The organism is Nocardiopsis sp. KDC1DS13DA1 (genome assembly GCF_055632325.1).
This window is the reverse complement of record NZ_JBVMUY010000014.1, coordinates 45,971-58,759: the sequence shown is the minus strand read 5'-3', so window position 1 is coordinate 58,759 and position 12,789 is coordinate 45,971. Positions and strand designations below refer to the sequence as shown.

The window sequence follows — 12,789 nt, the reverse complement described above, 5'->3', positions numbered from 1 at the left end:
GTCCCGCCCGGGTGCCCGTCTCCCCTAGTCTGGCGGTGTGAGTGAGGAAGTGTCCCCAGCCCGGCTGCGCGCCTCCCACAGCGACCGGGAACGGGTCCTGGGGGTGCTGCGCGACGCCGCGGCCGACGGACGCCTGGACCTGGAGGAGTTCGAGGAGCGCAGTGGACGCGCGCAGGAGGCGCGGACCCTCGGTGAGCTCCCCGGACTGACCGCCGACCTCCTCCCCGCCGAACAGCAGCCCGTCCGTCTGGAGCCCCAGCCGGCCCTCGCCCTGTTCGGCACGCTCAGCCGACGCGGCCGCTGGGTCGCGGTCCCCGGCGAGCACGTGGCCGCGCTCGCCGGACGCGTCGACGTGGACATGCGCGAGGCCCTGCTGCTGCGCAACCACCACCGGATGACGGTGACCGCCGTCCTGGGCCGCGTCGAGATCGACGTCCCGGAGGGCGTCGAGGTGCGTCTGCGCGGCTGGTCCTTCCTCGGTCTGCGCACGACGTCGGCCCGCCCGTCGGCCCTGTCGCACCCGCCCGTGGTGGAGATCGACGGTTTCAGCCTGCTGGGCTCCGTCCGGGTGCGGGCCCCGAGGAGGCGCCGGTTCCTGGGCTGGCGGCGGCGTCCCCGGCGGCGCGGAATCGGGTCCTGAACCCGCGCGGACGCGGACATGACGCGCGCAACACCGCCAACTCAGGGTGAGTGGCCGGGGCCGGTCGCGCGTCTGGCAGTCTGTGACTCACAGGTTTTCCCAGGAGGGATGGGTTGCAATGAGTGAGTTCCGCATCGAGCACGACTCGATGGGTGAGGTCAGGGTTCCCGCCGAGGCCAAGTGGCGGGCCCAGACGCAGCGCGCGGTCGAGAACTTCCCGATCTCGGGCCAGGGCCTGGAGGGCGCCCACGTCGCCGCGCTCGGCCAGATCAAGGCCGCCGCGGCCAAGGTCAACGCGGAACTCGGCGTCATCAGCGACGAATTCGGCAAGGCCATCCGCGACGCGGCCCTGGAGGTCGCCGAGGGCCGGTGGAACGACGAGTTCCCGATCGACGTCTTCCAGACGGGGTCCGGCACCTCCAGCAACATGAACACCAACGAGGTCGTGGCCACGCTCGCCAGGGAGCGCACCGGCCTGGACGTGCACCCCAACGACCACGTCAACGCGTCGCAGTCCTCCAACGACGTCTTCCCGTCCTCCATCCACATCGCCGCCACCTCAGCCGTCCAGAACGACCTGATCCCGGCGCTGCGGCACCTGGAGGGCGAGCTCACCCGCAAGTCGATCGAGTTCGCGTCCGTCGTCAAGAGCGGCCGCACCCACCTCATGGACGCCACCCCGGTCACCCTCGGCCAGGAGTTCGCCGGGTTCGCCGCCCAGGTGCGCTACGGCGTCGAGCGCCTGGAGGCCGTCCTGCCGCGCGTGGCCGAACTGCCCCTGGGCGGCACCGCCGTCGGCACCGGCATCAACACCCCGGACGGGTTCGCCGCCCGCGTCATCGCCGAGATCGCCGTGAACACCGGTCTCCCGCTGACCGAGGCCCGCGACCACTTCGAGGCCCAGGGCGCCCGCGACGGGCTGGTGGAGCTGTCCGGCCAGCTGCGGACGATCGCCGTGGCCTACTGCAAGATCGCCAACGACATCCGCTGGATGGGTTCGGGCCCGACCACCGGCCTGTCCGAGGTCCGCCTCCCCGACCTCCAGCCGGGTTCGTCGATCATGCCGGGCAAGGTCAACCCGGTCCTGTGCGAGGCCATGCTCCAGGTCTCCTCGCAGGTCGTCGGGAACGACGCGGCAGTGGCGTTCGGCGGCGCGAGCGGCAACTTCGAGCTCAACGTCCAGCTGCCGATGATCGCCCGCAACGTGCTGGAGTCGATCCGCCTGCTGGCCAACGTCTCGCGCGTGTTCGCGGACCGCTGCGTCGCGGGGATCGAGGCCGACGAGGAGCAGTGCCGCACCTACGCGGAGTCCTCCCCCTCGATCGTCACCCCGCTCAACCGCTACATCGGCTACGAGGAGGCCGCCAAGGTCGCCAAGCAGTCGCTGGCCGAGCGCAAGACCATCCGCCAGGTGGTCATCGAGCGCGGCTACGTCGAGGACGGCAAGCTCACCGAGGAGCAGCTCGACGCGGCCCTCGACGTCCTGAAGATGACCAACGCGCGCCAGTAGGCACGGATCTCGGCGGCGGGGCGCCCCACCTCGGCGGGGCGCCCCGCGTCCTGGGTCCGGGACCGCCCTCCCGGGTGTGGTTCCCTCCCCTTCCCAGGAACCTTTTCGGTTCGGGCGACGTCCGACATTCGTGTCAGAGCACCCGAACTGAGCCCGCCGAGAGGGCGATACATGTCGAGCAACAGCGACCGTGAGCGCGTCGTCGCGGACCGTTACGTCCTCCGCCGCGAACTCGGACGCGGCGGGATGGGCGTCGTCTGGGAGGCCTTCGACCCGTCTCTGGACCGCGTCGTCGCCGTCAAACAGGTGCTCCTGCCCGACCACTTCACCGCGTCGGAGCGCGAGGACGCGCACGCGCGGGTCCGCCGGGAGGCCCGGTCGGCGGCGCGTGTGCGCCACCCCACCGTGATCACCATCCACGACGTGTTCGTCTTCGAGGGCGACCCGTGGGTGGTCATGGAACTCGTCGAGGGCGGATCACTGGCGAACCTGCTCGCCGAGCGCGGCCCGCTGGACACGGACACCGTGGCGACGGTCGCCGAGTCCCTCCTGCGGGCGGTGCGGGCGGCCGACGAGGCCGGGGTCCTGCACCGCGACATCAAGCCCGGCAACATCATGATGTCCGCGGACGGCCGGGTCCTCCTCACGGACTTCGGTATCGCCACGATGGAGGGCGGACCGAGCATCACCCGTACCGGGGCCCTCATCGGCTCGCCCGAGTACATGCCTCCGGAGCGCCTGGAGGGCGGCCCCGCCGAACACCGGGGCGACCTGTGGAGCATCGGCGTGACCCTGTTCGCGGCCGTGGAGGGCGCCTCGCCGTTCCGCCGCGACAGCATCACGGCCGCGATCGCCGCGGTGGTCTCCGCGCCGCTGCCGCCGATGACACGCGCCGGGTGGCTGGAACCGGTCATCTCCGGGCTCCTGGAACGGGATCCGGACCGGCGGCTGAGCGCCGACGGGGCACTGGCCCTGCTGCGCGACCGCGGTGCCGGGGGCACCGGTGCGCAGCCCTCGGGAGCGGTCGGCGGCGCGGGGGCCGCACCGGCCGCGGGTCCGGGTGCGGCCGCGCCCGGCTCCGCGGGTCACCCCGGCGGCGCCCGCCCGGGCCCCGGCGCGGGAGCCCCCCACCACGCACCCGGCGGCGGGTACCCGGTACCCGGCACCGGGCCCGCGGGACCGTACACGGGCCCCCAGCACAGCCACGGTCCGACGACGCCCTTCCCGGGGCACGGACCCGCTCCGCACAGTCCCGCCTATCCGCCGCGTCCCCCCTACGGTCCCGCCCCCGCCGGTACGACGGGTCCCGTCCGCTCGGACACCGGCCCCGTCCCCTCGGGCGGGCACGGCGGCCGCCGCCCCGGAACGGGCTCGACGGGCAAACTACTGATCGGTCTGGGTGCGGCCGGTGTGGCCGTGGTGCTCATCGTGGTGGTCGCGGCCGCCCTCGTCGTCCGTTCGGGCGAACGGCCCACCGATGATCCGTCGGCGGTCGCCCAACCCCCCGGGAGCGGCGCGCCCGCGACCGGGGGTCGGGACGACGGCGACGACGGCCACCCGCAGTCCTACGACGACCTGACGGGCTTCAGCTCCCGGTGGTTCACCGTGGACTACCCGTCCGGGTGGACGGTCCGTGACGGCGAGATCGACGAGGGCCGCGTGTTCTTCGCCGCTCCCGGCAACGACCACCAGGTCCAGGTCGCCGCGTGGACGGAGCAGGTCTACGACCGCGGCAGCGCGGAGTTCCTGGAGGAGACCGAGGGCGGGACGAGCATCGTGGAGGGCGACGTCACGAGGGACTACCGGCAGCTGGACCTGGAGCAGGTCGACAGCGGCGACTTCCCCGACTCCTGGAACGAGGACTGGGATGTCGCGCGGGTGGCGGCGGACTTCACCAACGAGCAGTGGGCCACCACCGAGCGGCGGTTCTGGCGGGTCGCGATCAGCTTCGAGGACGGGGACGTGCGGTTCTTCTACCTCGTGAGCGTCAATGTCCCGCGGGCCGACGCCGACCTCTACGACGACCTCCCCGCGGAGGTCGTCGAGACCTTCGTCCCGGCCCCGCGGTGACCCGGGGCCGAGCGGACGCGGGCGGCGCGGCCCGCGTCCGCTCGGCAGGCGGCGGTCAGTACCAGCCGTTGGCCTGGGAGTGGGCCCAGGCCTCGCACGGGGTGCCGTAGGTGCCCTTGATGTAGTCGATGCCCCACGCGATCTGGGTGGCGGGGTTGGTCCGCCAGTCGTCGCCGTGGCTGGCCATCCTGTCACCGGGATAGGCCTGGGGGATGCCGTAGGCACCGGAACTGGCGTTCTGCGCCGTGTGGTTCCAGTTGCTCTCCTTCTCCCAGAGGGGTTCGAGGCAGCCGCTGAACTCGCTCTCCGCCCAGCCCTGGGCCAGAACCATGTCGAGCGCGATGGTCTTGGGGTCGCCCGTGAACGCGGGGGCGTCGGCCGAGTCCTCCTCTTCCTCCTCCGGCTCCTCGACGATGTCGTTTCCCTGGGCCCGGGAGGTGCGCACGCCCGCGCCGAGAGCGGTGTCGCGCTCCTGCTCGGCCTGGGACCGCCGGCTCTGGAGATCCTCGTCGGTCAGTTCCTCGGAGGCGAAGAAGTCGTCCTCCGCGTCGGTGTCGGCGGCGGGCGCCTCGGCACCTGGCCCGTCGACGCCGGCTGCGCTGGCGGCCGCGCCGGGTTCCACGTCGTCGTCGGCGAAGGCGACGACGGTGAAGGTCGCACCGGCGACGAGGGCCGCCGCACCGACCGCCGCACCGATCCGCAGCGACATTCGGTTGAGTACCACGGTTGCCTTTCCCAAGAGGGGGTGTCCGGCAGGGAGATCCCTGGTGGGACGGGTGGTCGCCTGCACAGGTGGCGCGGTCGCGCACGTTCGCGGGGGGACACGCGGCCTCGGGGCGCGTGCCGTGCACGGTGGGGACGGAGGAAGCGCTCCGTTCGGACCCACCGCGGCGAGGGGTCCCGCGCGGGGCGGGGACACTCTGTGCAGCGGATTCAGCCTGCACTACCGTCACGGTAAAGTGACTCCACTTTTACTGTGCCTTGGGTCACATTACGGAATGTGTCGTATTTGCGGCCTCCTGACCAGCAAAGAGACACGAAGAGTCAAGGGCGGGTCAATCCGGGAAGGTCGTGGGAAGTCTCTCCCGAACCGCTCCGGTGGGCGGCGGCACGCCCGGAACGACACCGTCTGAGTACCCGTACGGATGCCGTCGGGGCGCGACCGGACCAGGATGGCGGCATGAACCAGCAAGGACCTCCACCGCACCGAGCGGTCCCGGGTTCGCGGTGCCCGGACTGCCGTGCGCCGCTGGGCGACCGCCCCCGCGCCTGCGCCCGGTGCGGGATCCTGCTCGTGGGCCCCACCGCCGCACACCTGTGGCGGATCGACAGCGCGCTGTCCGGGCTCGCCGACCGCGAACGCGCGCTGCGCACCGAACGCACCGCCGTCCTGCACACGCTTCGACAGGAGTCGCACCACGCCGCGCGGCCGGCCGCTCCGGCACCGCTCCCCCCTGCCGCTCCGGTCGTCGCCCGCGTCGGTGACGACGGCGGCGGTGACGACGGCGGCGGTGACGACCGCCTCGCGCCCGTCCAGGTGCCCGGCACCGCGGGAGACCAGTGGTCCGCTGCCGGGGCCGTCGTGCCCGTGCCGCTCGACGTGTCCGGGTCCGCTGCGCCGCCCCAGGGACCGCGGCCGCCCCGACCGGCACCGAGCCGCGTGGGAGAGGTCACCCGCCGCTCCGCGCAGAACGTCATCCTCGGCCTGGGCGGGCTCCTCGTGGGTGTCGCGGCGCTGGTGTTCGCCGTCTGGACGTGGAGCGACATGGGCACCGGCACGCGCGCGACCGTGCTCGGCACCACCACACTGCTGTTCGCCGGGGTGGCCCACCCCCTGTACCGGCGCGGACTGCGCGCGAGCGCCGAGACCTTCGGCGCCCTGGCGGCGGCCCTGCTCGGGGTCGACGCCCTCGCCCTGTTCCTGCTGTCCGACGACCTCGGCAACGCCTCGGGATACGCGGCGTGCTCCCTCGCCGTGATCGTCACCCTGATGGCGCTGTACCCGCTGGCCGTCCCGCTGGCCGGGCCGCGTGTCATCGCGGTCCTGCTGGCCCAACCGGTCGCCGTCCTGGCGGTACTGGCCGCTCCGGGCGGAGCCCGCTGGTGGTGGCTGCTGCCCGCCGTCGCCGCCACCGCTCTGGCCGACCTGCTCGTCGCCCGTCGGCTCGAAGACCCGCGTCCCGGGCGTCCGGTCCGGACCCTGCTGGTGTGCGCCCTGCTCCTGTGGGTGGGCGCCGCCGGGGCGTCCGGCCTCGTCCTCTTCGGCGGCGACACGGGAGTCGGGCCGGAGCGCTGGTGGGCCGTGGCCGTGAGCCTCCTCCTGCTCGGGGTGACCGGCCTCCTGTTCGCCCGGCGCCCCCTGCCCGGCCCCGACGTGCCGCCCCGCGTGTTCTCCGGCGCGGCCCTCACGGCCCTGGGCGCGCTGCCGCTGGCCGCCGGTCCCGCCTCCCTGCCCGCCCTGCCCCGGATCCCGGCGGCGCCGTGGCCGGCTGGGAACGCGGCCGTCACGACCCCGATCGCCGCGCTGCTGGGGATCCCCGTACCGGAGGCGCTGCCCCCGCTCGGCGCGGGCTATCTGGTCGCCGTCCTCCTCGGCGCCGGCCTGGCCGTGGGGGCGACCGCCCTGCTGGTGCCCCGGCTCGTCCTGCCCGCGGCCGCCGTGGCGGCCCCCGCCGCCCTGCTGGCGGTGCCGCCGCTCCTGGGCTTCCCCGCAGTCGCCGCGGCCGTCTGGGCGGTCCTGGGCGGTGCGGCGCTCGTCCTCGGCACGTCCCTCACCCGCTCGGGCCACCTGGGCTGGGTGCCCGCGGGCACGGGGGTCCTCACCGTGGTCACGGGCGTGTGCTGGTCGCTGCCGACGGTCCACGGCACCGTGGCGGCGGCCCTGCTGGTGGCGGCGACAGCGTTCGTCGTCGTGCTCCTCCGGGCCCGGACGGGTGCTGGGCAGCCGGACGGCCCCGCCCGCCCCCTGTACGTGACCGGCGCGGTGCTGTGGGCGCTCGCGCTGCTCGTGGGCGGTGCGCTGCTGGCCTGGGCGCGCGTGACCGGGGCGATGACCGCGCCGCTGGGCTGGCTGCTGGCCGCGCTCGTGCTCGTCTCCGCCGCGACCGCCCTGCTGTTCGGCCGACTGCCGAGCCCCTTCACCAAGCCCGGGTGGGACGACTCCGTCCTCCCGACGCTGCTCACCGGCGCCGGTCTGCTCCTGCTGCCGGTCGCCCCGCTGCTGACCGGCCCCGAGACCTCCCCCGTCCTCCCCGGCCCGTCCCGCCCCCACCCGCCGTGGTCGGCGCCGGTGTCGGCGCTGCTCGAACCGGCGCACGCGGTGCTGGGGCTACCGGCCCGGGAGAGCACCGCCGCGGCCGTCGGCACGGCCCTCGGCGTCGTCGCGACGGGTGCGCTGGTCGTCGTGGTCGCCCGGCTCGTCGACCGCCGGTGGACCGCGACGGCCCTCGCGCTCGCCGCGCCCACCGCGCTGGTACCCCTGCCGGTGATCCTCGGGCTGCCCTTCTCCGCGGCCGTCGCGTGGACGGCGCTGCTCGGCGCCGCGCTCACCCTGGGCACGTCCCGGATCGCGGACGGCTCCGGCTGGGTCCCCGGGATCACCGGTGCCCTCACCCTCCTGCTCGGGTTGCTGTGGGCTCTTCCGGAACGGCACGCGACCCTGTTCGTGGTCGTGGTGGTGGCCGCCGCGTCCCTGGCCAACGCGCTGCTGCTGCCCCGGGACGCCGTCCCGGATCCGAGCGGGCGCATCTCCAGGGGCCGGTGGACGGCACTGGCACTGGGCGCGCTGGGCACCGCCGTCGGCACGGTCTGCCTGGTCTCGGTGGCCGTCGTCGCGGCAGGCCCGGTCCCCCGGTGGCTGCTCGCCGTGTCCGCGCTCCTGGTCGGGACGGCGATGCTGGCGGTCGGCCGCGCCCGCCCGCACGGGCGGCGCCGCCCAGGGGTGGGACACCCTCGACCGGAGACGTCGGCGTTCAGCCTGGTCGGGCTGGCCGTGCTCGCCATCGTTCCGCTGCTCGCGGGGCCGCGCGGCGCGCCCGTGCTGGCCGGGTTCGCCCGGATCCCCTTCCTCACCGCCGTCTCCCCGGAGGCCCTGCTCCGGCCCGCGTACGCGGTCCTCGGCCTCCCGGCCCAGCCCGGCACGGGCACGGCCCTGGCCGTGGCGTCCGGGCTCGTCCTCTCCGGCGCGCTCGCCGTGGGGGCGGTCCTCCTCGTCGCCCGGAGGTGGACGACGCACGCGGTCGCGCTCGTGACACCGTCCGCGCTGGTCCCCGTCCCGGTGGTGCTCGGCGCACCGTTCGCCGTGGCGCTCGTGTGGACCCTCGTGGTGGGGGCCGCCCTGACCGCGGGTTCGGCGCTGTCGAGGGACCACCGGGTCGCCTGGGCGCTTGGCGCCTCGGGACTGTTCACCCTGTTCCTGGGGCTGGCCTGGTCCCTGCCCGAGCGGTACGCCCTCACCGCCTCCCTCATGGCCGTCGCGGTGGTGTGGGCGGTCGCCGCCGCACTGGCCAGGACCACGGTCGTGGCGGTGGCCGCCACCTCGGCGGCCACGACCGCCACCGGGGCGTTCGCGCTGGCGTTGCCGCTGGCGCTGGGCGCGCCCGTGGAGTACGCCGCGCTCACGCCCGTCGCCCTGGCCGCGGCGGTGGCCGCGGTCGCCCCCCGGCTGCGGAGCCCCCTGCTGGAGGCGGCGGAGGTCCCCGCCGGGCTGTGGGCCGTGCTCGCGGTGGCCGTGGCGACCGCCGCGGGGGTGCGCGGAGAGGTGGTCGGCCTCGCCCTGGCGGTCGTGGGTGTCATCGCGCTGGCCAGTGCCGTCCGCCCGCGCCGCCGGTGGCTGGCCGTGGTCGGCGGGGCGCTCATGCTCGCCGCGCTGTGGACCGTGCTGGGGGCCTTGCGCGTGACCGTCCCCGAGGCGTACACCGTCGTCCCCGCGGTGGCCGCGCTGGTCGTGGGGTGGGAGTGGAGCCGCAGGACTGTCCCACCGCCGTCAAGCTGGGCGGCGCACGGGGGCGGCCTCGCGCTGCTGCTCCTGCCGTCCGTGGTGATGCTGCTCGCCGGCTCCGACATGCTCTGGCGGGTGCCCGCCGTGCTCGCGGCGGGCCTGGCCGTCGCCGTGTGGGGGCTCCGGGCACGGCTCCAGGCGGCGTTGGCCCTGGGGGCGGCGGCCCTGCTGCTGTCGTCGCTGCGGGCCTTCGGTCCGCCGCTGTGGGACCTCACGGTCCGGCTGCCCAACTGGGTACCGTTCGCCGTCGTCGGCGCGGTCCTGCTCGTGGTGGGTGCGCGCTACGAGTCCAACCTGGCCCGGCTGCGCCGCGTGGGGACGCTGGTGTCCGGGATGCGCTGAGGGAACCGCGCGCGACCCGCCCCGGGCCGCGCGCGGCCGACGTCAGTTCTCCAGCATCTCCGTGACCAGGGCGGCGATCGGGGACCGCTCGGAACGGTTCAGGGTGACGTGCGCGAACAGGGGGTGTCCCTTGAGCTTCTCGATCACCGCGACCACCCCGTCGTGTCGGCCCACCCGCAGGTTGTCGCGCTGGGCGATGTCGTGGGTGAGCACCACCCGCGAGTTCTCACCCAGTCGGGAGAGCACGGTGAGCAGGACACCGCGCTCCAGGGACTGGGCCTCGTCCACGATCACGAACGCGTCGTGCAGCGACCGGCCCCGGATGTGGGTGAGCGGGAGCACCTCCAGCATCCCCCGGTCCACGACCTCCTCGATGACGTCCTCGCTGGTCACCGCGGACAGGGTGTCGTGCACCGCCTGCCCCCAGGGGTTCATCTTGTCGTTCTCGCTCCCGGGCAGGTAGCCCAGCTCCTGGCCGCCGACCGCGTAGAGCGGACGGAACACCATCACCTTGCGGTGCTGGCGGCGCTCCAGGACCGACTCCAGCCCCGCGCACAGGGCCAGGGCCGACTTGCCCGTACCCGCGCGCCCGCCCAGCGAGACGATGCCGACCTCCGGGTCCGTGAGCAGGTCCAGGGCGATCCGCTGCTCCGCGCTGCGTCCGTGCAGGCCGAACACGTCGCGGTCGCCGCGCACCAGCCGCACCGACTTGTCCGGACGCACCCGGCCCAGGGCCTTGCCGCGCTCGGACACGAGCACCAGCCCCGTGTGGCACGGCAGGTCGCGGGCCTCCTCGATGTCGCTGGCGCCGCCGTCGAACAGCTCCCCGATCCGGTGGGCGGGCACGTCCAGCTCGGCCATCCCCGTCCACCCGTGCTCGATGGCGAGCTCGGCACGGTACTCGTCGGCCGCCAGACCGATCGAGGAGGCCTTGATCCGCATCGGCAGATCCTTGCTCACCAGCACGACGTCGCCCTCGGCACCCTCGGTATCCGCACCCGTCCGCCCGTCCGCGCCCTCGTGGACGTACGGCGAGAGCTGGAGGTTGCGGGCCACCGTCAGGATCCGGGTGTCGTTGTCGCCGAGCCGGAAGCCCGCCGGGAGGACCTCCGGGTCACTGTGGTTGAGCTCGACGCGGAGCGTCCCGCCCTGGTCGTTCACCGGTACGGGGACGTCCAGCCGACCGTTGGCGACCCGCAGGTCGTCCAGGAGGCGCAGCGCCTGACGCGCGAAGTACCCGAGCTCCGGGTGGTGTCGCTTGCTCTCCAGCTCGGTGATCACCACCACGGGGATGACGACCTCGTGCTCGGCGAACCGGGTGACCGCCATCGGGTCGGCGAGCAGGACACTGGTGTCGAGCACGTACACGCGCGTGCCCTCGGTCACCTCCGGGTGGAGGGTGGCGGGGGACTGGGTGTCACGGCGATCGGTCGAGGAACTAGCCACTCGTTCTCCCCTTGGGCACCGCGAGGGCGCCCTACTGTCACGGGATCATGGAGGACCGGGACCTGACCCCTGAGGGCCGGGTCCGGCCCTCCTCGTTGATGTTCCGCTGTGACGGAGGAGATCAATGAGTTGGGGCCTCCCGAACGGGTGGACGAACACCACCCGCATGATCCGACGCTACGCGCACACCGACCCGTTTTCCAGAGCCCCGGCCCGACAGGCGGTGAACACCGCGTTAAGGGGGTTCGCCGCGACGGGCGGAGGGGATGGGGGTCAGGAGCCGAAGCGACGGTTGCGCGCGCCGTACGAGCGCAGTGCACGAAGGAAGTCGACCCTGCGGAAGGCAGGCCAGTGGACCTCGCAGAAGTAGAACTCCGAGTGCACGCTCTGCCACAGCATGAAACCGGACAGACGCTGCTCCCCCGACGTGCGGATGAGCAGGTCGGGGTCGGGCTGGCCGCGCGTGTAGAGATGCCGTGCGATGTCCTCGATGTCCAGGCGCTCGGCCAGCTCCTGGATACCGGTGCCCTTGGCCGACTCCTCGTGGAGGAGGGACCGAACCGCGTCGGCGATCTCACGTCTACCCCCATACCCGACGGCGACGTTGACAACCAGGCCGGGGTTGCCCGATGTGGCCGCCTCCGCCTCCTTCAGGGCCCGGGCGGTGGTGTCGGGCAGCACGTCGAGGGCCCCGACGGGCCGGGTGTTCCACCCCTCCGAGCGCAGGCGGACGACGGTGTCCTCGATGATGCGCAGGAGCGGCTGGAGCTCGGAGTCGTCACGGCTCAGGTTGTCGGTGGACAGCATCCAGATGGTGACCACCTGGACGCCCAGCTCGTCGCACCAGCGCAGCAGCTCGAAGATCTTGTCCGCCCCGGCCCGGTGACCGTCCACCAGGGCCTGCTTGCCGCTGCTCCGGGCCCAGCGCCGGTTCCCGTCCAGCACCACACCGACGTGGCGCGGTATCTCCCGGCTGGTCAGATGACGTTCGAGACGTCGCTCGTACAACCAGTACAGGGGGTCACGAAGCCCCATGGGCGAAACCTCTCAGAGCTGGAGCAGGGCCGGCGCACACCGGATCGGCGGCCGGAAAGGGATGTGTCCCCAGAGTAGTTCGCCGACGGTGACTACGTCACGGCGAGGGACTTGCGCACGTGCTTGCGTCCCTGGTGGATACGCGACTTGACCGTACCCAGCGCCAGGTTGAGCTCGGAGGCGATCTCGTTGTAGTCCATCTGGCACAGGTCCCGCAGGACCAGGGGGGCCACGAGGTTGGGGCGGTCCTTCTCCAGCTGGTCGAGGGCCTCCAGCAGGTCGATCCGGGAACCGGCGATGACGCTGGTGGTGCGGGGGTCGCTCTGGTGGGGCATGCGCTCGGCCTCGGTGGGGAACTCGGCGGAGCGGCGCTTCATGGAGCGGTAGGTCTGGCGGGCGGAGTTGGACACCACCGTGTACAGCCAGGTGGTGAAGAGGGAGTCGCCCTTGAAGCTGCCGATCTTGCGGGCCACCCGCAGCAGCGCGTCCTGGCACGCCTCCTCGGCGTCCTGGCGGTAGGGCAGGAAGCGGGAGCAGCGGCGCAGCACCTCGGGCTGGATCCGGCGGAGGACTTCGTCCAGGGCCACGGCATCGCCGTCCCTGGCCCGTCGTGCGAGGTCCTCCAGCTCCTCGTCGACGTTGCTCGCCACCCGGCGCCGGGGCGCGGGCGTCTCTTCGCGGTCTGGGCGGGCACTGTTGGCCATGGTCGGTCTCTCCCTAGAATCGCACCCCTCGGTGCACACGTCC

8 protein-coding genes are annotated in these 12,789 nt (G+C 73.7%); 4 read left to right on the top strand and 4 right to left on the bottom strand.

The genetic code is table 11. The features are described from left to right. The first annotated feature begins 49 nt into the window (after window positions 1-49). The 3 genes from ACTVAJ_RS08415 to ACTVAJ_RS08405 all read left to right on the top strand — a co-directional run bounded on the left by ACTVAJ_RS08415 (window position 50) and on the right by ACTVAJ_RS08405 (window position 4,220). A complete protein-coding gene (locus tag ACTVAJ_RS08415; protein ID WP_470387867.1) occupies window positions 50-640 on the top strand; it encodes a DUF1707 SHOCT-like domain-containing protein in 591 nt (196 codons plus the stop codon). Window positions 641-758: 118 nt separating this feature from the next. Beyond that, window positions 759-2,150 (top strand): class II fumarate hydratase, encoded by a 1,392-nt coding sequence (locus tag ACTVAJ_RS08410; protein ID WP_470387510.1) that lies wholly within the window; start codon window positions 759-761, stop codon window positions 2,148-2,150. Between the two features lie 171 nt (window positions 2,151-2,321). After that, window positions 2,322-4,220, top strand: coding sequence for a serine/threonine-protein kinase (locus tag ACTVAJ_RS08405; protein WP_470387509.1), 1,899 nt, complete (start codon window positions 2,322-2,324; stop codon window positions 4,218-4,220). A gap of 55 nt (window positions 4,221-4,275) precedes the next feature. Here the strand turns inward: ACTVAJ_RS08405 and ACTVAJ_RS08400 are convergent, their stop codons facing one another. Continuing rightward, window positions 4,276-4,929: an aggregation-promoting factor C-terminal-like domain-containing protein gene (locus ACTVAJ_RS08400; RefSeq protein ID WP_470387866.1), complete on the bottom strand. Its 654-nt coding sequence runs from the start codon at window positions 4,927-4,929 to the stop codon at window positions 4,276-4,278. Window positions 4,930-5,400: 471 nt separating this feature from the next. Between ACTVAJ_RS08400 and ACTVAJ_RS08395 the strand changes: the two genes are divergently transcribed. Then, entirely contained in the window at window positions 5,401-9,561 is a 4,161-nt protein-coding gene (locus tag ACTVAJ_RS08395; RefSeq protein ID WP_470387508.1) for an SCO7613 C-terminal domain-containing membrane protein, read from the top strand. 42 nt (window positions 9,562-9,603) lie between these two features. Here the strand turns inward: ACTVAJ_RS08395 and ACTVAJ_RS08390 are convergent, their stop codons facing one another. The 3 genes from ACTVAJ_RS08390 to ACTVAJ_RS08380 all read right to left on the bottom strand — a co-directional run bounded on the left by ACTVAJ_RS08390 (window position 9,604) and on the right by ACTVAJ_RS08380 (window position 12,746). Continuing rightward, the gene (locus ACTVAJ_RS08390) at window positions 9,604-11,007 is read right to left on the bottom strand and encodes a PhoH family protein (RefSeq protein WP_470387507.1); all 1,404 of its coding nucleotides are present in this window, start codon (window positions 11,005-11,007) and stop codon (window positions 9,604-9,606) included. A gap of 273 nt (window positions 11,008-11,280) precedes the next feature. Further along, entirely contained in the window at window positions 11,281-12,042 is a 762-nt protein-coding gene (locus ACTVAJ_RS08385) for an isoprenyl transferase (RefSeq protein ID WP_470387506.1), read from the bottom strand. 92 nt (window positions 12,043-12,134) lie between these two features. Continuing rightward, window positions 12,135-12,746 (bottom strand): RNA polymerase sigma factor, encoded by a 612-nt coding sequence (locus ACTVAJ_RS08380; protein WP_470387505.1) that lies wholly within the window; start codon window positions 12,744-12,746, stop codon window positions 12,135-12,137. Between the last annotated feature and the right edge of the window lie 43 nt (window positions 12,747-12,789).

What these genes read in the sequence shown, in the direction of transcription:
- ACTVAJ_RS08400 (WP_470387866.1), bottom strand. Translation starts at nt 4,929, where the DNA reads ATGTCGCTGCGGATCGGTGCGGCGGTCGGTGCGGCGGCCCTCGTCGCC.
- ACTVAJ_RS08380 (WP_470387505.1), bottom strand. Translation starts at nt 12,746, where the DNA reads ATGGCCAACAGTGCCCGCCCAGACCGCGAAGAGACGCCCGCGCCCCGG.
- ACTVAJ_RS08410 (WP_470387510.1), top strand. Translation starts at nt 759, where the DNA reads ATGAGTGAGTTCCGCATCGAGCACGACTCGATGGGTGAGGTCAGGGTT.
- ACTVAJ_RS08395 (WP_470387508.1), top strand. Translation starts at nt 5,401, where the DNA reads ATGAACCAGCAAGGACCTCCACCGCACCGAGCGGTCCCGGGTTCGCGG.
- ACTVAJ_RS08385 (WP_470387506.1), bottom strand. Translation starts at nt 12,042, where the DNA reads ATGGGGCTTCGTGACCCCCTGTACTGGTTGTACGAGCGACGTCTCGAA.
- ACTVAJ_RS08405 (WP_470387509.1), top strand. Translation starts at nt 2,322, where the DNA reads ATGTCGAGCAACAGCGACCGTGAGCGCGTCGTCGCGGACCGTTACGTC.